The sequence below is a fragment of the Bradyrhizobium sp. STM 3809 genome (genome assembly GCF_000239795.1).
In the GTDB taxonomy this organism is placed as follows: Bacteria; Pseudomonadota; Alphaproteobacteria; order Rhizobiales; family Xanthobacteraceae; genus Bradyrhizobium.
This window is the reverse complement of record NZ_CAFJ01000271.1, coordinates 1-24176: the sequence shown is the minus strand read 5'-3', so window position 1 is coordinate 24176 and position 24176 is coordinate 1. Positions and strand designations below refer to the sequence as shown.

Sequence of the window (24176 nt, the reverse complement as noted above, 5' to 3'; positions counted from 1 at the left end):
CGGCTTGCCGATCCTTAACTGATCCTTACTTGATAGTCGTGGATTCGATGGATCGGAGGACAGGGGCGATTAACTAGAAGTTTAGGATTGGTTTTGTGCGCGTGAACGCCTCCCTTAAGGGTTTGTTCAAATACCCCGGGAATTGGGAGAGTGCGATGCGCGTCGCGATCGTCCATGATTGGCTTTACGTTCTCGGCGGCGCCGAGAAGGTCCTGCAGGAGATCTTGCGCTGCTATCCCGGCGCCGATGTCTTCACGCTGTTCGACCTGCTGCGTCCCGAGGATCGCGCCAAGCTCGGCTTTGCGAAGTCGCACACCAGCTTCCTGCAGAAGATGCCGGGGCTGCGCACGTACCATCGCTCCTATCTGCCGCTGATGCCGCTCGCGATCGAGCAGCTCGATCTGTCGAGCTACGACCTCGTGATCTCCTCGAGCTGCGCGGTGGCCAAGGGGGTGCTGACCGGGCCGGAGCAGCTGCACATCGCCTATGTGCATTCGCCGATGCGCTATGCCTGGGACCTGCAGCACCAGTATCTGGAGGAGAGCGGCTACGCCACCGGCGTCAAGGGCCTCATCGCCCGCGCGCTGCTGCACAAGATGCGGATCTGGGACGCGCGCACCGCGCATGGCCCCGACGCCATCTTCACCAATTCGCAGTTCGTCGCCCGCCGCATCAAGAAGATCTACGGCCGCGACGCCAAGGTGATCTACCCGCCGGTGACCATCGCGCAGCGCGATGCGATCCTGCCCGTCGGCAACCACTTCCTCGCCGCGAGCCGGCTGGTGCCCTACAAGCGCATCGAGCCGATCGTGCGCGCCTTCAACACCATGCCGGATCTCGAGCTGGTGGTGGCGGGCGACGGCCCGGAAGCGGCGCGCTTGAGGTCGATCGCGGCACCGAACGTCAGGTTCGCCGGCTTCGTGCCGGACAGGCAGCTCCGCGACCTCATGACCACCGCCCGCGCCTTCGTGTTCGCGGCGGAGGAGGATTTCGGCATCATCCCGGTCGAGGCCCAGTCGGAAGGCGCGCCGGTGCTGGCGCTCGGCCGCGGCGGCGCGCGGGAGTCGATCCTGACCACCGGGCCGCGCCCGACCGGCATGTTCTTCGAGACGCCGGAGCCGCAGGCGATCGCCGCCTGCGTGCGGTCGTTCGTGGCCAGGGAGAAGTCGATCTCGCGGCTCGATTGCCGCCAGCGCGCCGGCTTCTTCTCGGCCGAGCGCTTCCGCAGCCAGTTCGTCGCGGCGGTCAACGAGGAGCTCGACAATTTCCGTGACGGCCATCAGGGCCGCGCGACGCGGCTGATTGCGTAGTGTTGCGATGGGGTGCGAGTGCAGATCATGAGGCAGGCGGCTTTCAACGAGGCCTTGTCCGGCTTTGATGCCGTCGCCCGGATCTGGCGCCGCCGCGGCGTGTTCGCGCTCGTCGCGGGCGCCGTGTTCGCGTTCGCGGTGGTCGCGCTGATCGTGCTGCCGGTGCGTTATCTCGCCACCGCGTCGGTGATCATCGCCGAGCAGGAACCCGGCGCCAACACCTCTGCCGCCTGGGCGCAGAAGATCGGCGATCCCGCCGACATGGAGAGCCAGCTACTGGTGATCCGCTCGCCGCGTCTCCTGCGGCAGATCATGTCCTCGCCCGGCGTCGTCGACGCCGTGGTCGGCGAATGCGAGCGCGGCCGCCTGCTCGGCTCCGCCGAGGCGTGCCAGCGGCTGAAGACCGATGTCGGTGCGTTCATCGATCATGTCGACAGCCGCTTCAGCGTCGCCTCCGCGGGCCGCTCGCGCGTCATCAACATCTCCTATCAGTCCGGCAGTCCCGAGGTGGCTCAGACGCTCGCCAACGCGCTGACCCAGACCTTCCTCGAGGATCAGCGCACCGAAGGCGCGAATAGCCGCGAGGTCGCGAGCTCGTGGCTGTGGCAGGAGTTGAAGCAGCTCGACCAGCAGCTGCGCGAGGCCGACGACAAGATCCAGAAGTTCCGCCGCACCAAGGGTCTGATGCGCGGCGCCAATGCGCCGATCTCCTCGGAGCGGCTGACCAGCATCGGCCAGCAGCTGTCTCAGGCGGAGGCGGCGCGCGCCGAGGCGGCGGCACGGCTGCAGGAGATCAAGTCGGAGCAGGAGCGCGGCCCGACCGATGCGCCATCGGTGCTGCAGAGCCGCACCATCGCCGATCTCAAGCAGCAGCTCACGACGGTCAGCGCGCAGCTCGCCAGCGCCGCCGGCGTGCTCGGGCCGAAGCATCCCTCGATCCTGGCGCTGACGCGCGAGCAGGCGACGATCCAGCAGCGGCTGGTCGACGAGATGCAGACCATCGCGGCCAGCGCGCAGAAGACGTTCGACGCCAACAACGCGCTGGTGACCTCGCTCAAGAAGCAGATGGATCAGGCAAAGGCCGAAGCCGGCTCGGCGACACTCGACGAGGCCTCGATCGAGAGCATGGTGCGCGACACGGAGATCAAGCGCCAGCAATATGCCGAGCTCTACAAGAAGGCGAGCGAGCTCGAGACCGAGCGGCGCGTCCTGCGCGGCAGCACGCGCCTCGTCAGCCTCGCCGAGCTGCCGAGCAAGCCGTTCTTCCCGAAGAAGGCGCCGTTCCTCGCCGCCGGTCTGACGCTCGCGATCATCTTCGGCGTCGCCGCCGCGCTGCTTGCCGATCAGCTCGCGCGTCTGGGTTCGAAGCTCAAGCCGGCGCCTGCGCTGCCTGAGGTCGTCGACAGCGATGTCGTTGCTGCGCCAATCGAGGATGCGCCAGCGAGCGCCCCCGATCTGCCGGAGACGGTGGATGCGCCGGCCGCCGCGATCGCGACACCTACGCCGTCCGAGCGGAAGTCGCCTCTGCCGAGCGTCGCTGATGTTTCCATCCTTGCCTGCCTGCCGCGGTTGAAGACGCTGCGGCAGATGTCGGCGCTCGGCGCCATCCTGCAGGGCTACCAGCCGCTCGCCATTCCCCAGGTGCTGCGCCTCGCATCGGAGGACGGTGAGTTCCAGCACACGCTGCACGACCTCGTGCATGAGCTGGGCCTCGACCAGGCGGCGCGGCCACAGCGCGTCGCGGTGACCTCGCCGGAGGCCGGCGACGGCAAGACGACGACCGTCTGCGCGCTCGCCGAGCATCTCGCCGCGGCCGGATCTCGCGTGCTGCTGGTCGAGTGCGATCTCGCCCATCCCGCCGTCGCGCAAGTGATGGCGCTGCCTGCGGACCAAGGCTGGCTGCGCGCGCTGGAGCATGGCACGCCGCTGCGTGACGAGGTTCTCGGGACCGAGCATCCGCATCTGGACGTGCTGCCGCTCGGGGCTGCGACCGGCGCGGTCGGCGACATCCTCGAAGCGATCAATCTCGACGCGCTGCTGTCGGGCCTCGACGATTACGATGTCATCCTGATCGACACGCCGCTGCCCGCACGCGACGACTTCCTGGCCGGCATCGATTGGGCCGTCGTCTGCGTGCGCAGCGACCGGTCGCTGATCGAGCCGGCCGTCACGACGGTGAACAGGAGCAGGGCGCTCGGCGCCGGCGACGTCGGCATCGTCGTGACGATGACCGAGACCGAGACGCGCGCAATCGCTCAGCCCGCTGCTCATGCAGCCTATGCAGAGGCCGGATGATGCCGCGCGAACGCGTCCTGTTCGTGGATCACACCGGACAGATCGGCGGCGCCGAGCTGATCCTGCTCGACGTCGTGCATGGCCGCAGCGAGTCTTCGGCCTTCTTGTTCGAGCGCGGTCCGCTGGCCCAGGCTCTGGCCGAGCGCGGGCTGTCGGTGATCACGTCGCGCTGGGGTCTCGGTCTGTCGAAATTCCGGCGCGACAGCTCCTGGCTGAAGGCGCTGCCTCTGGCCGGCGGGTTGGCTGCCATTACGGTGGAGCTGGCGCGGGTCGCGCGCCGCCATGACGTGGTCTATGCCAATTCACAGAAGGCGTTCGTGCTGGCCGCGATCGCCAACATGGTCGCGCGCAAGCCGCTGATCTGGCACCTGCACGACATCATCAGCCCGGCCCATTTCGGCGCGACGCAGCGCCGGACGCAGGTGTTCCTGGCCAATCGCTTCGCGGCGAAGGTCATCGTTCCCTCGGAAGCGGCAGCCGCGGCCTTCATCGATGCCGGCGGCCGGCGCTCGCTGATCGAGGTCGTGCCGAATGGTCTGTCCGTCGAGCCCGTGCCGATGTCGCGGCAGGAGCTGCGCCAGCGGCTCGGCCTGCCGCCGGGACCGCTGGTCGGCGTGTTCAGCCGGCTCGCGCAGTGGAAGGGGCAGCACGTCCTGGTCGAGGCGCTGAGCAAGCTGCCGGGCGTGCACGGCCTCGTCGTCGGCGACGCGCTGTTCGGCGAGCAGGACTATGCGGCGCAGCTCAAGCGCCAGGTCGCCGAGCTCGGTCTCGCCGACCGCATTCACTTCCTTGGCCATCGCAGCGATGTGCCGCTGCTGATGCAGGCTGTCGATGTGATGGTCCATCCATCGATCGATCCGGAACCGTTCGGCCGCACTCTGGTCGAGGCGATGCTGGCCGGTGTGCCGGTCATCGCCACCGACGCGGGCGCCGCGCCTGACATTCTGGAGCATGGCCGCGCCGGCATGCTGGTGCCTCCCGGCGATGCGCGCGCATTGGCGGAGGCGTTGGACATCGTGCTCACCGAGCCCGCCGTGCTCGTTCCGCAGCTTGCCTACGCGTCGCGCCGCGCACGCACGCATTACAGCCTGTCGCGCATGCTCGACTCGATCGGCATGTTGATCCGCAATGTCCGCGCGGGAGCCGCGGTGTGAGCACGATCCTCACATCCGCGCCGGCCGAGCGGACCTGGCGCTTGCCCGGCTGGGCCGCGGCGATCGGCGTTCTCGCGATCACGGCGCTCGCGGCCGGCGTGCTCGGCGGCGCCTCGCGGGCGCTGTTCGTGCTCGGCTGCGGTGGCGTCGGCTGGTATGCATGGCGGCAGGGGCCGGCCGTGCATCTGCAGGCCGCGCTGATCCTGTTCAGCTTCGCACCCTTCGTGCGGCGCCTCGTCGATCTCTCGGCCGGCTATGATCAGCTCGGCCTGATGCTGATCGGACCCCTGTTCGCGATTCTCGCGCCGGTGCTGTCGTTGCCGCGGCTGCTGGAGGAGCGGCAGGTTCCGGCGCGCTGGATCTGGCCGCTCGGCGTCGTCGCGGTGTGCGTGGTCTATGCCGGGCTGCTCTCGCTGGCGCAGGCGGACTGGAACAATGCCGCCTCGGGCCCGCTGAAATGGCTGGCGCCACTGCTCTATGCCGCCGTGTTGATGCTGAGCGCGGATCGTCGTGAACTGATCGAGGCGGCCACCTCGGCCTTCGTGATCATCCTTCCAATCACGGGTCTTTACGCGCTCTATCAATATGTCGATCCGCCGGATTGGGATCGCTACTGGATGGAGTTCGCGCCGATCATCTCGATTGGTCAGCCGGTCCCGTATGGCGTGCGCTCGTTCAGCACGATGAACGCGCCCGCGGCCTATGCGACCTTCACGGCAGCGGGCCTGCTGCTGATCGCTTTCGGTCGCCGCTCCTGGCCGGCGCTGCTGCTGGCCTTGCCCGCCGGGCTCGGGTTTCTGCTGTCGATGTACCGCACGGCCTGGATCTCGCTCGCCGTGGGCCTGCTGTTCTGCCTGCTGTTCGCGGAGACGCGGCGCCGCGCCGGCCTGATCCTCGTTGGCCTCGCCCTCGCGGTGGTGCTCGCGGCCACGTTGACGCCGTTCGGCGACGTCGTGGCGGACCGCCTGTCATCGCTCGGCGAGGGCACCAAGGATGGCAGCGCCCAGGAGCGCCTGCAGGAGTTCGTCACCTTGTGGAATCTGCCGGACAGTTCGCTGTTCGGCACCGGCTTCACCATCACCGATGTCGGCGCCGCCGGCGCCATGCCCGTCGATGGCATGATCGTCGCCTGCTGGCTGACGATGGGCATCGTCGTCGGCGGCTTTTGCCTCACGGCGCTGCTCTGGGCGATCGGAAACGCGCTCGCCTCCGCCTGGTCCGATCGATCGACCGAGGCCGTCGTCGTGGGCGCGCTCGCACTCGGTGCGCTGGTGCAGCTGCCGCTCGCCAACATCACCTCCGGGGAGAACGGCTTCCTGTTCTGGACATTCGCGGCGCTGCTGGTGCCGCCTGACCTTGCGGAGGAGGCGGCATGAGTGCCTCCAATCCTTCGCTGCGGCGCTTCAGCGCGCTGCTGATCAGCGGCGCGCTCGCCAGCAAGATGCTCGGCTTCGCCCGCGAGGTGCTGATGGCGCATGTGCTCGGCGCCACGCTGATCGCCGACGGCTTTCGCGCCGCGATGGCCGCCGTGCTGATTCCGCTCGCCTTCCTGCAGAACGAGAGCGTGCCGGCGATCATGATCCCGATGCACCGCGAGGCGCTGCAGCGTCCTGATCCGGCGCGCAGCCTTGGTGCGCTGACGATCGTGATCGGCGCGGTGTCGGCCCTGGTGATGGCGACGATCCTGCTGCTCGGCGAGATCTGGGTGAACGCCGTCGTCGGCGGCTTTTCGGCCGAAGGGCGCGAGCTGACCCTGCATTTCGTGCGCATGATGTCGCTCGCCATGCCCGCCTCGGCGGTGCTCAACGTGCTGGCGGCGGGCGAGATCGCGCTGGGACGCACCCGGCTGACCAATATCCGCGCCAGCCTGCTCAATGTCGCCGTGATCGGCGGCATCGGCCTGCTCGTTGCGACCGGCGATTCCTACATGCTCGCCTGCGCCTTCACGATCGCGTTCAACGGCCTTGCGGCCTGGGGCCTGTTCACGCTGTGGCGGGAGGGCGAGCTTTGCTTCTCCGGCCTGACCATTCGAATGGTCCTCGACAAGGGCATCGAGTTCTTCCGTCGGCTGCGCGTGCTGCTCGCCTTGCCGCTCGCCGAGCAGGGCAATGTCTGGATCGAGCGCCTGACCGCGTCGCGGCTGACCACCGGTGCCGTCGCCTCGCTGGACTACGCACGCTCGCTGACGGAAAGCGCGCTGCTCCTGATCAGCCAGCCCCTCGGCATGGCCGTGCTGTCGCAGCATGCGCCGCGCGACCCGCGCGCGCAGACCGAGGCGCTGCTGCGGCCGCTGCTGGCGCTGACCTTGCCGGCCTCGGCGTTCCTGCTGGTGTTCTCGACCGACATCGTGCGCCTGATCTATTTTCGCGGCGCGTTCGGCGACGAGGCGCTGCTGCTGACCTCGCACGCCCTCAAGGGCATCGCCTGCGGCGTGTGGGCCGCGACCCTCGGCTGGATCCTGATCCGGCTGCTCAACGGCGCCGGCCGCAACGGCGTCGCCGCGTTGATCATCGTCTCGGCCTACCTCGCCAACATGGGCTTCAATCTGCTGATGCCGCTGTTCGACCCGTCGCCGGCCGCGGGCATGCAACTGCTCGGCATCGGCGAGGCGATCCGCAGCCTCGTGCTGCTGCTCGGCGTCGTGTTCGTGCTCGGGGATGCGCGCAAGCTCCTGCTCGTGATCGGCCTGGCGCTGCTGCCGACGGCGCTGATGGCCGTGCTCGGCATGATGATTCAGACCTCCGTGCCGAACCTGCTGCCGCGCCTGTTCGCCGGCGGCCTCGCCTATCTGGTCTGCCTCGCCTTCGCGATCGGCGTTCTGTTGCCGAATGTCGTGGGCATGGCGCTGCGGCATGTCCGTCGCACGTTCAAGATGAAGGGAGAGCTGAGTTGACCCTATTGGCCCTCGCCGCCGCCAAGGCCATGATGGCCTCCAGCGCGTTCGTCCTTCCGCTCGCCCAGGCCGCCGATCGCGTGCTCGGTCCGCGCGGCTGCTGCCTGACCTTCCACCGCACGGCGCCGTCGCAGCAGTGGGAGCGTCTGCCCAATCGCGACTTCTATGTCGATGCGGATTTCCTCGATCGCTTCCTCGGCTACGTCATCGCGCAGGGCTGGGATGTCGTCACGATGGACGAGGCGCTGCGTCGCGCCGAGGGTGCTTCGCCGGCCGGCCGCTATGTGAATGTCTCGATCGACGACTGCTATCGCGACACGTTCGAGCTGCTGGTGCCGGTGTTCCGCCGTCACAATGTGCCGGTGACGCTGTTCGTGACCACCGGCATTCCCGACGGCACCTTGCCGTTGTGGGCGGCGGGGCTGGAAGATGCGTTGCTGAGCGAGGACCGCCTCTGGATCGACGGTGAGCACATCGTATTGTCCAGCGACGAGCAGCGCCGCGCCGTGTTCGCCGAGGTCGCGGCCCGCTGGGACGGGCCGCAGGCCGCGGGCTGCTACACGGCATTCTGCGCCGCCAATGCCATCGATATCGAAGCGATGCATTGGAAGCACGCGATCTCCTGGGACATGCTCGAGGCGCTCGCGAAGGATCCCCTCGTCGAGATTGGCGCTCATACCGTATCGCATCCGCGAATTTCCGCATTGTCGCCCGAGGACGCGTTCAAGGAGCTGGCCGACGCGCGGCTGCGCCTGAATGCGCGGCTCGGCATCGACGTCCGGCATTTCGCCTTCCCTTACGGCCGGACGGCGGATTGCGGTCCGCGCGATTTCGCGTTGGCGCGACAGGCGGGCTTTGCCAGCGCCGCGACGACGCGCAAGGGCCTGGTCTATTCCGGCCAGGATGCGTTCTCGATTCCCCGCAACACCATGAATGGCGCCCATCGCAGCCTCGCTGCGATGGAGTTCCATCTCACCGGTCTCAGCGGCACCGCCGCGCGGGTGATGGGCCGTGTCTAGCCGGCGCCTGCGGATCGTCTCGATCGCGCATCCGGCCACCAGCAGCGAGGCCGGCCGCCTGCGCTATCGGTTTCTCGCATCCCGTCCCGACGTCGATCTGCATCTCGTGATGCCCGAAGTCTGGAAGGAGTTCGGCCGCACGATCGTTGCCGCGCCGGCGGATGACGGCTTTCCCGTCCACCGGCTGCCGATCCGGCTGGCCGAGGCCGGGCCGATGAATTGGTATCTGCATTTCTATCCGGCGCTGCGCCGGCTGCTGCACGAGCTCGATCCGGACGTCATTCATCTCTGGGAGGAGCCGTGGAGCATCGTGGCGCTGCAGGCGCAGCTGTTGCGCGGCCGCGCGGCCGTGGTGCTCGAGGTCGATCAGAACATCCTGAAGCGGCTGCCGCCGCCGTTCGAGGCGATCCGCAAATACGTCCTCGGCCGCACCGATCACATCCTGTCGCGCAGTCCTGATGCGACCGAGGTGGTGCGGGCGCGCGGCTATGCCGGGCCGGTGACGCCGATCGGCTATGGCGTCGACCTCGCCACCTTCACGCCGGCGGATACGCCGCCAGCGAGAAGCCCCGACGCGCCGCTGCGGCTCGGCTATGTCGGCCGCCTGGTGGTCGAGAAGGGCCTCGATGATGCGCTGGAGGCGCTCGCGCGCAGCCCTGCGGCCGCGACCTTGAGCATCATGGGCGAAGGGCCGCACGATGCGCATTTGCGCCAGCGGGTCGAGGAACTCGGCCTGCGCGATCGGGTGGATTTCCGCGGCTGGGCCGCACCTGCCGAGGTCGCCGTATTCCTTCGCAGCCTCGATGCTCTGCTGCTGCTGACGCGGACGACGAACGCGGTGCGCGAGCAGTTCGGCCGCGTCATCATCGAGGCGCAGGCCTGCGGCATTCCGGTGATCGGCTCGACCTGCGGCGCGATTCCCAGTGTCATCGGCCGCGGCGGCTGGGTCGTGCCGGAGCAGGATCCCGCGCGCCTGGGCCAAGTGATCGACGAACTCAGTGCCGATCGGACAGAGCTGGCGGCGCGATCGCAGGCCGCGCGAGCCAATGTGCTGGAGCGGTTCACCTACGACGCGGTGGCGATCGCGATCGAGGCGGCGTGCCAGGCGGCCGACAAGGCGCGCCGCGCATCCCCCAGGGTTGCCGCACGGCCGGTGCGAGCGCTTCGATGATGTCGTCGCCTCGGTGAGCGCAGCGTTATCCAGGGACTCACGCGCTGCTGATGAGAACCCGGATGTCGCTGCGCTCATCCGGGCTACGCGTCGGCAGCAGGGAATCAGGCTTTCGACAGCGCCATCGCGGACTGGCTCGGCGCGCGCTTGGCTGCATCGATCCGCCGCAGCAGCTCGATGTATTTCAGTCCGACCTGATCCCAGCCATAGGCCTCCGCCGTGGCGCGCGCGCCGTCGCTGAGCCGCTGCATCAGCGCGGCGTCGGCGAACGCCGCGGTGAGCTTCGCCGCGATGTCGTCGGCATCCATCTCGATGCGGAAACCGTTGAGGCCGTCCTGGAGATAATCCTCGATGCCGCCGACCGGGGTCGCGAACACCGGCACCGCGCAGGCCATGGCTTCCATGCAGACCAGCGAGAACGTCTCATAGCTCGTCGGCAGCACGAAGGCATCGGCGGCCGAATAGAGCGCCGGCATGTCGGAGCGCGCGCCGGCGAAAACGAGACGGTCCCGCGCCTTGAGCGCGAGCTTCCTGTACGGCGCGGGATTGTCGGAGCCGACCACCAGCAGCCAGGCCTCGTCGCCGAGCTTCTCCAGCGCGCCGACGGCATGCGCCAGTCCCTTGCGGCTGAATTCGTGGCCGACGAACAGCAGCACGCGCGCCTCGGCCGGAATGCCGAATTCGCGGCGGATCGCCCGACCGGACGCCTCGTCACGCCTGAACCGGTTGAGGTCGATGCCGTTGGAGATCACGTGGATGCGCGACGGCGGCACGCCGTAGAAGCGCTGCAGCTCCGCCGTCACCCGCTCGGACACCGCGACGAAGGCGCGATAGCGCAGGCCGCCGATCATGAAGCGGTCGCGCAAGGCGACCCACAGATGCATCGGATTGAGCAGCCAGCGCCAGCTCCCGGCGGCGCGCTTCTCGGCGAGGCTCTGCGCATTGACGGCATGGACGATCAGCATGTCGCCCTTGAGGCTGTCGCCGTGGCTGATGACGACCGCATCGGGATGGCGCGCCAGCGCCCGCGTCGCAGCCAGCGTGAACAGGGGAACAACGATGGCGCGGCCGATGTGACGGAACAATCCGCGCGTCGGAATCCGCGCCAGCCAAGGCGCGACCCGCTCGACCTTGATCGACTGTTCGACATTCTCCGCGACCGCGCTCGCGAGCACGACGTTCGATAAACCATTCCGGCCGAAAACGCGCGCCAGCTCAATGGCGACGGTTTCCACGCCGCCGGCATTGCTTATCTCTTGAACGACCTGGACGATCTCAAAAGTCATTACGGATATCTACGGGATCAGACATTGCGACTTCGTTCCAATCTGCTGGTCATTAGCATGGCGCTGTTAACATTTGGCTCGGCAATCCCAGGCCTTGCCAATGATGTCAGCGTTTCCGCGATCCGCGATCGCATCGGCGGCGGTAATCTCGTGACGCATCTCGCCGGCAAAAGCGCCCAGCTCTATCAGGCGCTGCACGGCGTCGGCGCCGGGATGGGCCGGATGGATTCCTACGGCTGGCGTACGCTCGCGCGGGTGCCGACGCCGCATGATTTCGACGCCGCGATGCTGGAGGCGTACAAGAATGGCATCACGCCGCTGGTCCTGCTGGAATACGAGGGCAGCTACCAGACGCTCTCTCCGCCGCAGCCAATCGGCTCCTATCAGGACTGGTTCGCGGCCGGACAGGCGATGGCGAAGCGTTTTCGCCCCGGCGGCGACTGGGGCCGGGAGAACGGCATCCCGGACTGGGGCGCGACTGTTTTCACCGCGATCAACGAGCCCGACGTGCAGGCCACGATCCCGCTGAAGGATTATCACGATGCGCTGGCCGGACTGGCCGACGGCGTGCACAGCGTCGATCCCAGTCTGCGCGTGGTTCCCGGCGGCTTCGCGACCTGCAACTCGCATGGTGATGCGACCTTGCGCGGCTATGGCCCGGCGATCGCCGACCTGCTCGCGGATGGACGGCTCGACGGCATCGACCTGCACACCTACTACAATGACCGCTGGTATCCGATGACCAGGGGACGCGCATTCTCGGTGCAGACCTGCTTTGATCGCATCAAGCAGGCGATGGGCCTGACCCGCGACGTCAACTTCTACAGCACGGAGTTCAACGTCGCGCGGGCCGGCGCCTGGGAGAGCGAACAGGTCGCGGCCAGATTGTTTCTGAACGCGATCTGGGATCAGCTTGCCGTCGTCGGAAAGGACGGTCGTTTGCCGGTGTCCGTCATCACGTTCCCCTGGAATCTCGGCGATACGCCCGACGTCGACGGGCTCGCTTATGCGATGGCGAGCGGCAAGGACCCGTGGGTGCCGGAGGCGCGCAGCGCGGTTCTCAGGACCGTGCTGCAGCTCGCCGGCCACATGAAGATCGTGTCGATCGACCGACGGCTCGCACTGTACACGCTGAGCGGTGCGGATGCCGACCTGATCGTCTGGCAGAACATCGCCGGCTGGACCGACCGCCCGGGTCGCGCCGTCGAGATCGAGCTGCCGGCCTGGGCGCGCAGCCTCGAGGTCTGGGGCTGGGACGGGCTGCAGCGCCGTATCGACGCCACGCCGGGCCGCTTCTTCGTCGATGGGCTCAATGCCAACGAGACCTACATGTTTCGCGTCCCGCGGCCATGATGGCTCCAAGGGTGCGCGCGGTGTCGCGCCCAGGTTTCGCGGAATCCGTTAACCCAAAAGTAAGGCCCTCACCACGTGGTTCACTGCCACGCGATGCTTTTACGATAATTGCAAGCGATGACCGATCCATCCTGCGCCCGGCGCGGGACATCTCTTGGGTGATGCTGGAATGCAGCCGATCAGGAAGGCTGAGAGTGTGAACGACAACGCGGCGTCGGCGCAGCCGGTCACCGGCGTGCGGATTCGCGAGATCAGGACCGAGGACCTTCCGGCTGTCGCTGCGCTGCTGACACGTGGGTTTTCGTTTCGCAGCGAAGCCTATTGGCTGCGCGGGCTCGAGCGCCACGCGGCGCGCCCCCGGCCGGCGGGCTTTCCGGCCTTCGGCCACTGCCTCGATCACGAGGGCGTTCCGGTCGGCGTCATCCTGCTGCTGTTCTCGCATGTGCAGACCGACGACGGTGCTACCATCGTCAGGGCCAATGTCTCGAGCTGGTATGTCGAGCCGCCCTTCCGGGCCTTCAGCTCGATGCTGGTCCGCGCGGCGACGCGCGACAAGACCGTCACCTATTTCAACATCACGCCGGCGCCGCATACCTGGCCCCAGGTCGAGGCGCAGGGGTTCTCGGTGTATTGCAAGGGCCAGGTGTATGCGGCGATGGCATTGTCCCGGCCGCGCAGCGGCGTCACCATGGAGCAGTCGGCTGCGAGTGCCGCCGGCCTGTCGGCGTACGAGGCCGATCTGTTGCGGCAGCATGCGGATTGGGGCTGCCTGAGCCTGGTCGCGCGCGAAGCGGACCGGGCCTATCCGTTCGTGTTTCAGAAGCACCGCGTCAAGGATTTGCTGCCGGTCTACCGGCTGCTGTATTGTCGCGACGTCGCCGACGCCGTCCGTTTCGCCGGCAACATCGGGCGCTTCCTGCTGCGGCGCGGCGGCGTGCTGGTGAGGCTCGATGCAAACGAGCCCGTGGAGGGCCTTGTCGGATGGTACTCGGACAATCGCGGCCGCAAATACGTCAAGGGTCCGTATCCGCCCCGGCTCGGCGATCTCGCCTTCACCGAAGCGGCGCTGTTCGACGGCTGAGGCGGGGCTAGGGTGCGCGCTTCGTCCGCCTCACGGCCGCGCTACGCCGAAGCGATGATGACGGCGGCCCGCGCCGGCGGAGACGCTCGAAGCCGCCGCCGTGAGGTCAATTGGCTGCCGGCCGTCTGTCTTGTGTTGTCGCTGGCCCTGCCGAGTGCCGTCGTGGCGGAGGACATGCCCCCGTCCGACCTGCCCGATCAGCCGTCGCCGGACAGCACGATCTCGCGCGACGCATGGCGGCAGAAGGTGCAGCAGGCGCGCGAGCGCGCCGAGCAGGCCCGGCGGGACGCGGCCATGCGAAGCTGGCTGTCGCGATATGTCGGACAGTCCTGAAGGCGCGGGCGTTCGAGTTCTCCATCGCAGGCGCAGTCACGGACAAGCGACATTGCCTCGAGCGCCTGGTGGCCGTCAACGGCACATTCTACTCCGAATGCGCCAAGCTTTGAGGCAAACGGGACGCGCGCTCGTTGCGGTCCTGACGCGGCGTAGTTGTCAAAATCCAGCCCTGTGTGATCCGGTCCACAGTCGAGGGCGCCTTGCATCGGTCATCCTTCGCGCCATCGAAGGAGGTGATCCATGTCCTACATTCTCGGCTTCGTATGTGCCGCAATACTGCTGTTCTTCTTTTTCCTGCCCATCACCGATCGCAGGACGGTCCTGTTGAAGCTCGGCATGATGATGGCGGTAGTCATTCTGTATGCAGCGGCCCTGGTCGCGCCGCGGGCGGCGGAGCCGTTTCCTGCTTCGGCGCAGGCTCTCCTGCTGTCTCACAACTGACGGCCGGTGAAGCGTCTGCGAGCAGGAGCGTGCCGGCTCATGCGTCGCGCCGCGCGGCTTGGTGATTGGCAGTACCACCCTCATCGTGTAGCACCTGATGACGTCACGTCGTCCTCGGAGGGTCAGGATGCCCACTCTCGCTCACGCGCTGCTCTCGGCTCTGAAGGATCATGGCGCCCGCGAGATCTTCGGCATCCCCGGCGATTTCGTGCTGCCGCTGTTCAAGGTGATCGAGGAGAGCAACGTCCTTCCGAGCGTCACCCTCAGCCATGAGCCGGCGGTCGGCTTCGCGGCCGATGCCGCGGCTCGCTACCATGGCGGCCTCGGCGTCGCCGTTGTCACCTATGGTGCCGGCGCCTTCAACGTCGTCAATGCGGTCGCCGGCGCCTATGCCGAACGCTCCCCGGTGGTGGTGATCGCCGGTGCGCCAGGCGCGCGTGAGCGGGTCTCCGGCTTCTTGCTGCATCATCAGGCTCGCACCGTGGATACCCAGCTCGCGGTGTTCAAGGAAATCACCTGTGACCAGGCGGTGCTCTCCGATCCCGCGACAGCGCCGGCCCAGATCGCGCGGGTGCTGCGCAGCGCCAGGGAGATGTCGCTGCCGGTCTATCTCGAATTTCCGCGCGACATGGTCGATGCCGAGGTCGAAGCGGTGGTGCCGCTGCCGCCGCGGACGGCGAACCGGGAGGCCCTGGAAGAATGCGTCGACGAGATCCTCGCCCGGATCGCACGGGCGCAGCGTCCGGTGATCGTCGTCGACGTCGAGATCCGCCGCTACGGGGTGGAGGACAGGATCGCTGCGCTGGCGCGCAAGCTCGGCCTGCCGCTGGTCACGACCTTCATGGGCCGCGGCCTGCTCGACAGGGCGGACGACGTCGTCGCCGGCACCTATCTCGGCGCGGCCGGAAATCCGGCCATCACGCAACTGGTCGAGGACGCCGACCTCGTGCTGATGCTCGGCGTCATCCTGTCCGACACCAACTTCGCGCTGTCCAACCGCGCGCCGGATCCGCGCCGCATGATCCTGGCGTCCAGCCGCGAGGTGCAGATCGGCCACCATGCCTATCGCGACATGCCGCTCGGCGACCTAATCGACGCGCTGGAGCAGCGTGCGGCGCCACGGGCCGCGCCGTTAGGCGTGACGCGCCAGCGCTCATCCTATCCCCGCGGCCTCGCGGCCGACGACCAGCCGATCGCACCGTCGGACATCGCGACCGCGATCAATGACATGTTCGATCGCCACGGCCGCATGCCGATGACGTCGGATATCGGCGATTGCCTGTTCACCGCGATGGAGATCGACAACACGGCACTGGCGGCACCGGGCTATTACGCCGGCATGGGCTTCGGCGTCCCCGCCGGTATCGGCGTGGCCGCCACCGGCCTGCGGCCCCTGATCCTGGTTGGCGACGGCGCCTTCCAGATGACCGGCTGGGAGCTTGGCAATTGTCGCCGCTACGGGCTCGATCCGATCGTCGTTCTGTTCAACAATTGCAGCTGGGAGATGCTGCGGGTGTTCCAGCCGGAATCGCGCTTCAACGATCTCGACGATTGGCACTATGCGGATGTCGCCAACGCGATCGGCGGCGCCGGCGAGCGGGTCACCACCCGCGCCGAGCTCGTTGCGGCCTTGGAGCGCGCCGTGCAGCGGCGCGGACGATTCTCGCTCGTCGAGGTGATGCTGCCGCGCGGCAAGACCTCGGACACGCTGGCGCGCTTCGTCGCCGGGTTCAAATCGGCCCGCGAGCGCATGGCCAAGACGTGAGCGCGGAAGACGTGGTCGAAACCGCATCGCGGCCTGGCCTTGCGCCGGCCTATTGCGCGGCCTTGTCGTGATTGGCGATCCCGATCGCCTTGTAGTCGTAGGTCGGATAGAACTCGGTCCGATACGCCCCCCATGCTGTGGTCTCGAAGATGCGGTTGACCTCGCGCAGCCGCGAAGCCGGCAGGCGCAGCGTCACGACCTGACCCACCCCCATCATCACGTACCAGCTCACGACCTCTACTCCCGGTGGCGGGAAGGCCTTGTAGAAACCCTGGCGCTCGAGCTGCGCGTTCAGCTCGCTGAGGGGGCGCGACTGGTCGTGCTTGAGGAAGACGGTCAGCAGCACGGCATTGTCGGCCGTCGGTGTCGCGGCTGCGGCGTCTGGCGCGCTCTGCGCTCCGCCGTCTGAGCTCGTCAGTGTGCCGCATGCGATGGCGAGTGCCACCATCAGGATCCTGCCCGTTCTCACATCAGCCTCCGCGCTTGCGCCGCTCGAGATGCTCTGGCGCATCATCAGCGGTAAGACCTGCGGTTTAAGTTCACTCCGCGGCGAATGGCAACGGCATGTGCGTGAGACGGGTTCCTGCGAGCCGGGCGACTTGCGCAGCAGGGTGGTGGCGAGTGCACCCCAAGGGTAGACGACCGCGACGTTCGGTCATGCCGGACAACCGGTGGGAGACGCCACCGCTGCGTCGCTGGCACCGGCAGGCTTCAGGTGACGGCAGACGCCCCATTGCCGTGTCGCGCCGCCCATCGCCGTCGATCAGCCGGTCGCGGACCGCAGCGCCGTCTTGAGGGCGTCGCGGCCCTTCCATGCGATGTAGGTCAGGCGATCGCCGAGCGAGCGATGGCTGCGCAGCCGGTTGGAGCCGAGGACATGGCCGACCTCGTCCGGGAAGCGCTTGATCTCGGCCTGGACCATCTTGGCGTTATTGCTCATGATCGCGTTCAGGCGCTGGCCCCAGTCCGACTCCTCGATCCGGTCGATGCGGACCTGAATGGCGTATTCGATGTCGTAGATGCTGGTCAGGATTTCCTTGGCCGTCACCACACGGTTGTTCTTCAGGGCCACCCGCAGCGCGAGACGCTTGTCCTCCAGCTGGTCGAGCACCATCGGCACGGTCATCGCGTAGGGCGCCGTGACAACGTCGGCGACGTTCTTGGTTCGCGCCGCCTTGGTGGCCAGCCGCATCACCTGCCACGGCTCCTTGAGGCGCTTGGCCACAAGCGTCAGCGCGAAGGGCACGGCTTCCGGCTCCTTCTTGCGCAGGCCGTCGAGCAGCAGCACCATCTTCTTGACCTGCGGATCGTCGAACTCCGCAATCCGGTCCGGCAGCGAATCGGCGAACTTCGCCAGCTCTTCGCGGGCGCGCAGTGCCTTCATCAGCTTGACGACGTCGTCGAACACCGACGGTGAGGCCGTATAGGCCTTGAGCTTGGCGCGAACCTGCTCGATGCCGTCGGCCCGCGTCAGCGTGCCCTCGAGCGACTTCGTCACCTTGGTCTGGAAGGCGCTCGCGACCTGGCGAATCTCGCGCTGCTTGTCGGCGGCAATCAGATCCTTCATCTGCGCATTGTAGTCGCGCGCCATCGTCGGCAGCAGATCGCGGGAGATCCACTCCCAGATCGGCGTCAGCGAGCCGCGGGCGATGCGGCCTTCATTGGCATGCTCGGGAGAGCCGTCGATCAGCAATTGCTCGACCGGCATGAAGAAGTAGCGTGACGGATTGATCGTCCGGTTGCCGCTGGCGCCGCTGTTGCGAATCTCGGCGCGAAGCCGCGCCTGCAGGTCGGCCGAGCCCGGCATGTCGATCCCGCTGAGCTCCAGTCGCTCGAGCTCGCTGAGCAGACAGCTCCGCGTCAGCGGCGACAACCGCTGCAGGAATTCCCAGATCCGGTCGACAGGTCCCATTGTCGTATTCGGCTACCAGACTCGTAGTTCAGCGGCTCGTCTCATGGACAAGAACGAGCCGCATGGAATCACGAAACAGTTGGTGCCGAATTAATTTCGGTAAACAATCGCGGATGAATGTTGTCGTGCACTTGAATCAAGTCGCGATTGCGCGCAGACCGGGCCCGGCCGAGTGCCGTTAATATTTCTGTCGTACAACTTGAGGGCGATTTTATTCGACTCTTGCGCGAGTTGGCGGCCAAAGACCGTACTGTTACGGGTGTTGAAATTAACCATGTTAAAGTCGCGGCCGCGCCATCATGGGCCATGACACAGCTTAGCAGCCGCCTTTCCGACGATCGCTCCGCACCGGTCTCGACAGACTCGAAGGTTAACGAACGGGGCCTTGCCCTCGGCTCCGAACTCGGGCTCGCGGTGGAGCGGTCCGAGGACCAGGACGCAGTGACCCTGGCACACCAGCTCAATGGCTCTCTCACCGCGCTGATGCTCTACATGAGTGAGATCAAGGAGCGCAGTGACGAGATCGCCAGGAGCCCCGGCGAGCGACGTCACCTCCAGATCATCGTGGACAATGCGCTTCGGCAGACCGAGCGCGTCTGTGCCCTGGTGGGCAGAATATCCGGCGCGCAGGCGCAGCCGGGTGCGGCGGCCCGGACCATCAATGCGCGCGTGGAGGCCCCCGCAGCCATCACGCGCTCTGGCCGACCGAGCAAGTCGCTGACCCCGCGCGAGCGCGAGGTTCTCACGCTGATCAGCGAAGGCCTGTCGAACAAGGAAGGCGCCCTGCGCATGCGGATCAGCCCGCGCACCTTCGAGAGCCATCGTGCCGAAGCGATGCGCAAGCTCGGCGCGCGCAACACGGCCGAGCTCGTTCGCGCGGCGCTGCTCGGTCAGATGTGACGCGCTTCGAGGCGCCCATTCGCATGGGCGCGATCATCATCGAGGCGTGAGGGAAGCGATTGAGGCGCCCACGGCATCCGATCTGGTCCATCGGGCGGACGGATGAGGATGCCGGCTGACGGAAACGTCAGAAATAGTCCTCTGCGAAAGGGCGCACCCGCGATGCCGGCCGCAGCGGCGCCTGGGCCTTGGGGGCTGTCGGGACGATCGTGATGGTCCAGCGCGGGGGGACGCTCGATTCCTTCTCCATGACCGAACGGACGTGACCGGTGATCGTTGCTCCACCAGATTTGACCGTCGCAGTCCGGCCGTTGAACTGCGCAATTCGGAAACGCCTGACTTCCTTCTGGTCGGCGGTTTCAAATGTAAACATGGGACACATCTCCTATGTGACCCGAAGTCTCGCAGCTCATGATTAGTTGATTGTGAAAATCGCGAGCCGTAGAAGTACGGCGTCAACCTATTGTAAGGGATTATGAAAAACCTGCTCGGCGAATCTCCTTCGTGAACCGGTTGTTCGCCGGTTCAGTAGGGGTGCGATCCGCGGAGCGCATCCCCGTCACGCGGCATCATGCGTCGTCCGCCGCAGGCGACGACAGCGCCTGTCCGGGTGCGGCCGGCCATCTCGGCATGACGACGTCAGTATTGCAGCTCCTGCGCGCGGGCCGCGGCGTAGGCGGCGTCGATGTTGTCGAGCAGATCGGCGTATTCCCTCGGCGAGAGCCGCGGGGCGCTCTTCTCCAGCGCGAGAGCGTAGGTCGCGAGCCGTCTGTAGCCGAAGGTGCCGGCGGCGCTCTTGAGGGAGTGAGCCTCACGGCCGATCTTGATGCGCTCGCGGTCCAGCGAGAGGCTGCGGAAGAGCTTCAGGCGCGCATCCGTTTCGCTGAAGAAGACATCGCGGATCTCGTGCGCTGCGTCGTCTCCGATCTCGCCGACCAGCTCCGCATAGGCCTCGCGATCGAGCGCCGGCTCGGGAGCAACGTCTGCTTCCGCGGAGACGTCGAACGGCCTCACGAGCTGTTCGGCGGGCGCCAGCGGGACGAGATCGGACGCGACCGTCTCCATGACCGAGGTCGGGGCGGGCAGGACCCGCAGAATAGCCTCCACGAGCGCTTTCTTGCGCGCCGGCTTGACGACGAAATCGTTCATTCCCGCTTCGCGGCAGGCACGGATGTCTTCCATGAACGCGTTCGCGGTGAAGGCGATGATCGGCACGTTGGAGCGGCGCTCGCCACGCGCGCGAATCGTCCGCGTCGCTTGGAATCCGTCCATCTCCGGCATCCGGACGTCCATCAGGATGAGATCGTAGTTGAAGCGGCTGGCGGCGGTGACGGCCTCGGTGCCGTCGCAGGCGGTATCGGTCTGGATCTCGAAATCCTTGAGCATCTTGGTCGCCACCAGCCGATTGGTGGGATTGTCGTCGACCACCAGCACGCGCAGCGGCCGGCCGAAGGCGGCGATCCGGCTCTGCAGCGAGGCGTAGATGCTGTCGTCGTTCTGCTCGGGCACCGCGACGGCCTCGGCGATCGGGAGAGTCAGGCGGAACGAGAACGTCGAGCCGCTGCCCAAGGTCGAGGTGACGTTGATCTCGCCGCCCATCTGCTCGGTCAGGCGTTTGCAGATCGCCAGCCCGAGGCCGGAGCCGCCGAAGCGCCGGCTGATCGAGTTGTCGGCCTGCACGAAGTTCGCAAAGAGCGAGCCGATCTTGTCGGCGGCGATGCCGATCCCGGTGTCGGTCACCGTCCATTCGACGGTGGCTGTCTCCTCGTCCTTGCGGATGCAGCGTGTGGTGATCACCACTTCGCCCGACGAGGTGAATTTGACGGCGTTGGACACCAGGTTGAGCAGGATCTGACGAATGCGGCCAGCGTCGCCGACCAGCGCCGCCGGTACGGACGGATCGCTCACGTTCCGCAGCTTCAGATCCTTCGCCGATGCGCGCGGCCCGATGATGCTCAGCGTATTGTGCACCAAGGCCTCGGCCGAGAATGCAATGTCCTCGAGCGACAGCTGGCCGGATTCGAGCTTGGAGAAGTCGAGAATGTCGTTGAGAATCTCGAGGAGATTGTCGCCGGCGTTGTGGATCGCCACCACCGAGCGGCGTTGTTCGGGATCGAGATTGGTCTCCAGCAGCGTGGTCGCAAGCCCGAGCACCGCGTTCATCGGCGTGCGGATCTCGTGGCTCATCATCGCGACGAAGGTCGACTTGGCGGCGTTCGCGGACTCGGCCGCCTCGATCAGATGCTCGTGACGCTGCCACCATCGCGAGATCAGGACCGCCGCGGCGACCACGGCCAGAGCGCTGACCAGCGATACGATCACCAGCAGTGTCGCCATCGCGCGCCACGCCTTCAGGGCGTGCTGCTCCGAGACGGACACCACGACCATGGCTGGATAGTTCGGCAGCATCTGCGCCGCCCGCAGGCGCATCTCGCCGCTTCGTGTGGACGGTTCGCGCAGCACGCCGCCGGCGGAGAGCACACGCTGTCCGAAGCCGGAGGTCGGCTTGCCGATCTCGCTGGTCGGCGGGAAGTGCGCGAGCAGCGTGCCGTCTTCGCGGATCAGCGACACTGCGGCTTCGAGGCCGAGCGAGGTGGAGCCGAAGAAGTTCTCCAGGTAGGGCACCGACATCGCGCCGAGCATCAGGCCCATGAACTCGCCCCTGGAGTCGTTCAGTCTCCGAACGAAATAGATGTTCCAGGTGCCGTCGCCGCGGTTCTGCACCGGCGTGCTGATGACGGTCTGCAGCGCGGGATCGCTCTTCAGGGTCTTGAAGTAGTCGCGGTCGGAAACGTTGACGTCCGGGATCGGCCAGTAGCGGGAGAAGTTGAGGAGCTTGCCTTTGGCGTCGATCAGCGTCACGGCATCGATCTGCGGCAGCCCGGCGATCTTCTCCTTGAGCAGCAGATGCGTCTGATGGTCGGACGCGACCTTGAGATAGGTCTCGGTGTCGATGGCGCCGCCGCGCGCCAGGTAGTCACGGACACTCGTGAGCACGAGGTCGACGGACTTCACCGAGCGGTCGGCGTTCTCCGCCAATGTGAGGCTGTGGCGGCTGAGATCTTCCTCGGCATGCTGGAGCGCGTTCTCGCGCAGATTGGTGAGGAAGAGCAGGTTGCTCCCGGCAATCACGCAGATCAAGATGAGCGCGATCGCGGCCGGCGCGCCCAGGAAACGCTTCTTGTTGCTCATCGGTCGTTACCAGCCTGCCGCTCCGGCCAACCGTGGCGGTCGCTCGCGTTTGCGATCTGCTTCAACGTCCGGCGCAGCAGGGTGAGGTTGATCGGCTTGGAGAGGGGCGGGTAGACGTTCAGATCGAGAAAGTTCGCGATGCGGACGGACGCGTACAGCGCGTCGTCTTCGGAGGCGCTGATGATCAGCACCGGCCCCCGGAATTTCAGCTTCGCGAGGCTCTCGAGAACCTCCGTACCGGATCGTTCGCCGAGCGACAGGTCGAGGGTCACGCAATCGAAGTGTCCGTTCTGGATGGCCGCGCAAGCGGCGTCGACCGAGCTGACGCCGGTCGTATTGAAGCCGGCTTGGGTTGCGATCTTTCGCAGAATTGAGAGATGCACGTCGGCATCTTCGATCACGAGCAGCTCGTTGCGCATGTCGTCCCTGTCCCGTTGCCGGCCTGGCGCGGTCGTCGGCGAGCAGGATCTTGTCTAAGGGCCGGCTCTGACCCCCTCGTAAATTTTGGTTTCCGTACAACTACGGAGGTCGCCCCCATGGTCGTCCTACGGCGGGTCTGCAGGCTCCGGCCGCACAGCGAAACGGCCGGACCCGGGTCCGGCCGCACCGCGTGAACCGCGTTTCATGTCGTAAGGGACTATTCGGCCGGGCCGAACACCGCTTCCATCTTGGTCTTGAGGGTGGCCGCATTGAACGGCTTGACGATGTAGTTGCTCACGCCGGCCTTCTTGGCGGCGATGACGTTCTCGGTTTTCGACTCGGCCGTGATCATGATGAACGGCGTCTTCGACAGCTCCGGACTGGCGCGGACCTCGCGCAGCAGGTCGTAGCCGGTCATCGGCTCCATGTTCCAGTCGGAGATCACCAAACCATATTTCTTCGCCTGCATCTTGGCGAGCGCGGCCGATCCGTCACTGGCGTCGTCGACGTTCTCGAATCCGAGCTGCTTCAGCAGGTTGCGGATGATCCGAATCATAGTGGCGTAGTCATCGACCACCAGGATCGGCATCGACAGATCAAAGGCCATGTCATTACTCCGCGCGTTTGGTCAAAAGCCGAACACGGGCGAGATATATCAGCACGAAGATTATTCGACGCTTCTTGGAACTCGCGCTCGTCAGCACGTCGACAATTATCAGCGCCCGTTGAACAGCGCGTTAATTCGGTCCCGTTCGAGGCCAGGGATCATGACGTGGCCCGTAGTTATACGGGCCGTGAGCCGCCAGTCGTTTCGCTGCAACTGGGGCGGGTGGTCAACGCCAAGCAGGAGCCGCTCAGGGCAGGCTGCGTGGCCGGACCAGTTTTTCGTAATGCCCTCGGACCGTGCCATAGCACTCGCAGGCGGTCCTCTTCAGGCCCTCGAGATCCATGATCTCGATGTGGCCCCGGCTGTAATGAATGAAATCCGCCTGTTGCAGGGTGCTCGCCACGAGCGACACGCTGTTTCGCCGCGCCCCGATCATCTGGGCGAGCGATTCCTGGGTGATGTAGAGCTTGTTGCCGCCCGACAGATCATGGGTCTGCAGCAGGCAACGAGCGAGCCGGGATTCAACCGTGTGGGCGGCATTGCAACCTGCCGTCTGCTGGCTCTGCACGTAGATGGCCAGCGCGTGGCGCAGCATCTGCGAGCGAAAGGTCGAACTCTGCTCCGCTGCCGCGCGGACCCGGTCGATGTCGGCGACGGAGGCTGCGCCCGGCACGAGAACGGCCGCGCTGTTGAGCACCAGCGGATCACCGCCGGCGAGCAGCGACATGCTGCCGAAGAAGCTGTCCCGGCCGATCATGGCAACCTGGACACGCTCGCCGCGCGCGAGATTGACGACGAGCGAAATGACACCGCGGTGAGGAAAGTAGATGCGGGGCAGCTTCTCTCCGGCCTCGGCGAGCACCGAGTCCTGCACGAGATCGACGGTCCGCAGGTAGGGCCGGATCAGCTCGAAATCATCGTCGGCGAGCGCCGACAGGAATCCGTTCGGAGAACGCAAGCTGGGGTCCAAAGCTATCTCCTGCATTGCAATACGGAGCCTCTCGGATCTCAATGCACTCATGGTTCCATAGAACTGCGTCA

Annotated in this window: 21 protein-coding genes; 13 read left to right on the top strand and 8 right to left on the bottom strand. The window is 66.5% G+C overall.

All coding sequences use genetic code 11. From position 1 onward, the window contains the following. Window positions 1–155: 155 nt before the first annotated feature. Genes BRAS3809_RS15375 through BRAS3809_RS15345 form a run of 7 tightly spaced genes read left to right on the top strand, consistent with a single transcriptional unit; the run spans window position 156 to window position 9842 of the window. On the top strand, window positions 156–1310 hold the full coding sequence (locus BRAS3809_RS15375; protein ID WP_008963037.1) for a glycosyltransferase: 1155 nt from the start codon (window positions 156–158) through the stop codon (window positions 1308–1310). Window positions 1311–1337: 27 nt separating this feature from the next. Beyond that, complete coding sequence (locus tag BRAS3809_RS15370; protein WP_008963036.1) at window positions 1338–3605, top strand: GumC family protein; 2268 nt, start codon at window positions 1338–1340, stop codon at window positions 3603–3605. Then, window positions 3602–4759, top strand: a complete 1158-nt coding sequence (locus BRAS3809_RS15365; protein WP_008963035.1) for a glycosyltransferase — start codon at window positions 3602–3604, stop codon at window positions 4757–4759. The genes BRAS3809_RS15370 and BRAS3809_RS15365 overlap by 4 nt, the downstream gene beginning before the upstream one ends. After that, window positions 4756–6135 carry an O-antigen ligase family protein gene (locus BRAS3809_RS15360; RefSeq protein ID WP_008963034.1) on the top strand — a complete coding sequence of 460 codons (1380 nt, stop codon included), beginning with the start codon at window positions 4756–4758 and terminating at the stop codon, window positions 6133–6135. The genes BRAS3809_RS15365 and BRAS3809_RS15360 overlap by 4 nt, the downstream gene beginning before the upstream one ends. After that, window positions 6132–7652 carry a lipid II flippase MurJ gene (locus tag BRAS3809_RS15355; protein WP_008963033.1) on the top strand — a complete coding sequence of 507 codons (1521 nt, stop codon included), beginning with the start codon at window positions 6132–6134 and terminating at the stop codon, window positions 7650–7652. Before BRAS3809_RS15360 ends, BRAS3809_RS15355 begins: the two co-directional genes overlap by 4 nt. Beyond that, window positions 7649–8671 carry a polysaccharide deacetylase family protein gene (locus BRAS3809_RS15350; protein WP_008963032.1) on the top strand — a complete coding sequence of 341 codons (1023 nt, stop codon included), beginning with the start codon at window positions 7649–7651 and terminating at the stop codon, window positions 8669–8671. The genes BRAS3809_RS15355 and BRAS3809_RS15350 overlap by 4 nt, the downstream gene beginning before the upstream one ends. Continuing rightward, window positions 8664–9842 (top strand): glycosyltransferase, encoded by a 1179-nt coding sequence (locus BRAS3809_RS15345; RefSeq protein ID WP_008963031.1) that lies wholly within the window; start codon window positions 8664–8666, stop codon window positions 9840–9842. The genes BRAS3809_RS15350 and BRAS3809_RS15345 overlap by 8 nt, the downstream gene beginning before the upstream one ends. Before the next feature lie 104 nt (window positions 9843–9946). On the opposite strand, the gene BRAS3809_RS15340 is transcribed toward BRAS3809_RS15345, so the two are convergent. Further along, a complete protein-coding gene (locus BRAS3809_RS15340; RefSeq protein WP_008963030.1) occupies window positions 9947–11128 on the bottom strand; it encodes a glycosyltransferase family 4 protein in 1182 nt (393 codons plus the stop codon). 57 nt (window positions 11129–11185) lie between these two features. Between BRAS3809_RS15340 and BRAS3809_RS15335 the strand changes: the two genes are divergently transcribed. The 5 genes from BRAS3809_RS15335 to ipdC all read left to right on the top strand — a co-directional run bounded on the left by BRAS3809_RS15335 (window position 11186) and on the right by ipdC (window position 16104). Continuing rightward, complete coding sequence (locus tag BRAS3809_RS15335; RefSeq protein WP_008963029.1) at window positions 11186–12481, top strand: hypothetical protein; 1296 nt, start codon at window positions 11186–11188, stop codon at window positions 12479–12481. Window positions 12482–12650: 169 nt separating this feature from the next. Next, window positions 12651–13562, top strand: a complete 912-nt coding sequence (locus BRAS3809_RS15330; protein ID WP_008963028.1) for a GNAT family N-acetyltransferase — start codon at window positions 12651–12653, stop codon at window positions 13560–13562. A gap of 174 nt (window positions 13563–13736) precedes the next feature. Further along, window positions 13737–13895, top strand: coding sequence for a hypothetical protein (locus BRAS3809_RS36630; protein ID WP_170323293.1), 159 nt, complete (start codon window positions 13737–13739; stop codon window positions 13893–13895). A gap of 243 nt (window positions 13896–14138) precedes the next feature. Continuing rightward, entirely contained in the window at window positions 14139–14339 is a 201-nt protein-coding gene (locus BRAS3809_RS15320) for a hypothetical protein (RefSeq protein WP_008963026.1), read from the top strand. A 127-nt stretch (window positions 14340–14466) separates the two neighbouring features. After that, on the top strand, window positions 14467–16104 hold the full coding sequence (gene ipdC / locus BRAS3809_RS15315; RefSeq protein WP_008963025.1) for an indolepyruvate/phenylpyruvate decarboxylase: 1638 nt from the start codon (window positions 14467–14469) through the stop codon (window positions 16102–16104). A 49-nt stretch (window positions 16105–16153) separates the two neighbouring features. Here the strand turns inward: ipdC and BRAS3809_RS15310 are convergent, their stop codons facing one another. Continuing rightward, complete coding sequence (locus tag BRAS3809_RS15310) at window positions 16154–16552, bottom strand: hypothetical protein (protein ID WP_035656377.1); 399 nt, start codon at window positions 16550–16552, stop codon at window positions 16154–16156. Window positions 16553–16867: 315 nt separating this feature from the next. Beyond that, window positions 16868–18016 (bottom strand): hypothetical protein, encoded by a 1149-nt coding sequence (locus BRAS3809_RS15305; protein WP_008963022.1) that lies wholly within the window; start codon window positions 18014–18016, stop codon window positions 16868–16870. A gap of 306 nt (window positions 18017–18322) precedes the next feature. Between BRAS3809_RS15305 and BRAS3809_RS15300 the strand changes: the two genes are divergently transcribed. Beyond that, the gene (locus tag BRAS3809_RS15300; RefSeq protein WP_008963021.1) at window positions 18323–18916 is read left to right on the top strand and encodes a helix-turn-helix domain-containing protein; all 594 of its coding nucleotides are present in this window, start codon (window positions 18323–18325) and stop codon (window positions 18914–18916) included. Between the two features lie 127 nt (window positions 18917–19043). Here the strand turns inward: BRAS3809_RS15300 and BRAS3809_RS15295 are convergent, their stop codons facing one another. The 5 genes from BRAS3809_RS15295 to BRAS3809_RS15275 all read right to left on the bottom strand — a co-directional run bounded on the left by BRAS3809_RS15295 (window position 19044) and on the right by BRAS3809_RS15275 (window position 24105). After that, entirely contained in the window at window positions 19044–19289 is a 246-nt protein-coding gene (locus BRAS3809_RS15295; protein WP_008963020.1) for a hypothetical protein, read from the bottom strand. Between the two features lie 266 nt (window positions 19290–19555). Further along, entirely contained in the window at window positions 19556–22108 is a 2553-nt protein-coding gene (locus tag BRAS3809_RS15290) for a hybrid sensor histidine kinase/response regulator (RefSeq protein WP_008963019.1), read from the bottom strand. Then, complete coding sequence (locus BRAS3809_RS15285; RefSeq protein ID WP_008963018.1) at window positions 22105–22527, bottom strand: response regulator; 423 nt, start codon at window positions 22525–22527, stop codon at window positions 22105–22107. Before BRAS3809_RS15285 ends, BRAS3809_RS15290 begins: the two co-directional genes overlap by 4 nt. A 218-nt stretch (window positions 22528–22745) precedes the next feature. Next, window positions 22746–23135: a response regulator gene (locus tag BRAS3809_RS15280; RefSeq protein ID WP_006614400.1), complete on the bottom strand. Its 390-nt coding sequence runs from the start codon at window positions 23133–23135 to the stop codon at window positions 22746–22748. Between the two features lie 247 nt (window positions 23136–23382). Beyond that, a complete protein-coding gene (locus BRAS3809_RS15275; RefSeq protein WP_008963017.1) occupies window positions 23383–24105 on the bottom strand; it encodes a Crp/Fnr family transcriptional regulator in 723 nt (240 codons plus the stop codon). Between the last annotated feature and the right edge of the window lie 71 nt (window positions 24106–24176).

Excerpts from the sequence above, each read along its gene's own strand:
- BRAS3809_RS15370 (WP_008963036.1), top strand. The coding sequence starts at position 1,338 with ATGAGGCAGGCGGCTTTCAACGAGGCCTTGTCCGGCTTTGATGCCGTC.
- BRAS3809_RS15375 (WP_008963037.1), top strand. The coding sequence starts at position 156 with ATGCGCGTCGCGATCGTCCATGATTGGCTTTACGTTCTCGGCGGCGCC.
- BRAS3809_RS15290 (WP_008963019.1), bottom strand. The coding sequence starts at position 22,108 with ATGAGCAACAAGAAGCGTTTCCTGGGCGCGCCGGCCGCGATCGCGCTC.
- BRAS3809_RS15285 (WP_008963018.1), bottom strand. The coding sequence starts at position 22,527 with ATGCGCAACGAGCTGCTCGTGATCGAAGATGCCGACGTGCATCTCTCA.
- BRAS3809_RS15330 (WP_008963028.1), top strand. The coding sequence starts at position 12,651 with ATGCAGCCGATCAGGAAGGCTGAGAGTGTGAACGACAACGCGGCGTCG.
- BRAS3809_RS15365 (WP_008963035.1), top strand. The coding sequence starts at position 3,602 with ATGATGCCGCGCGAACGCGTCCTGTTCGTGGATCACACCGGACAGATC.
- ipdC (WP_008963025.1), top strand. The coding sequence starts at position 14,467 with ATGCCCACTCTCGCTCACGCGCTGCTCTCGGCTCTGAAGGATCATGGC.
- BRAS3809_RS15295 (WP_008963020.1), bottom strand. The coding sequence starts at position 19,289 with ATGTTTACATTTGAAACCGCCGACCAGAAGGAAGTCAGGCGTTTCCGA.
- BRAS3809_RS15310 (WP_035656377.1), bottom strand. The coding sequence starts at position 16,552 with ATGGTGGCACTCGCCATCGCATGCGGCACACTGACGAGCTCAGACGGC.
- BRAS3809_RS15300 (WP_008963021.1), top strand. The coding sequence starts at position 18,323 with ATGACACAGCTTAGCAGCCGCCTTTCCGACGATCGCTCCGCACCGGTC.
- BRAS3809_RS15280 (WP_006614400.1), bottom strand. The coding sequence starts at position 23,135 with ATGGCCTTTGATCTGTCGATGCCGATCCTGGTGGTCGATGACTACGCC.
- BRAS3809_RS15305 (WP_008963022.1), bottom strand. The coding sequence starts at position 18,016 with ATGGGACCTGTCGACCGGATCTGGGAATTCCTGCAGCGGTTGTCGCCG.
- BRAS3809_RS15320 (WP_008963026.1), top strand. The coding sequence starts at position 14,139 with ATGTCCTACATTCTCGGCTTCGTATGTGCCGCAATACTGCTGTTCTTC.
- BRAS3809_RS36630 (WP_170323293.1), top strand. The coding sequence starts at position 13,737 with ATGCCCCCGTCCGACCTGCCCGATCAGCCGTCGCCGGACAGCACGATC.
- BRAS3809_RS15335 (WP_008963029.1), top strand. The coding sequence starts at position 11,186 with ATGGCGCTGTTAACATTTGGCTCGGCAATCCCAGGCCTTGCCAATGAT.
- BRAS3809_RS15340 (WP_008963030.1), bottom strand. The coding sequence starts at position 11,128 with ATGACTTTTGAGATCGTCCAGGTCGTTCAAGAGATAAGCAATGCCGGC.
- BRAS3809_RS15355 (WP_008963033.1), top strand. The coding sequence starts at position 6,132 with ATGAGTGCCTCCAATCCTTCGCTGCGGCGCTTCAGCGCGCTGCTGATC.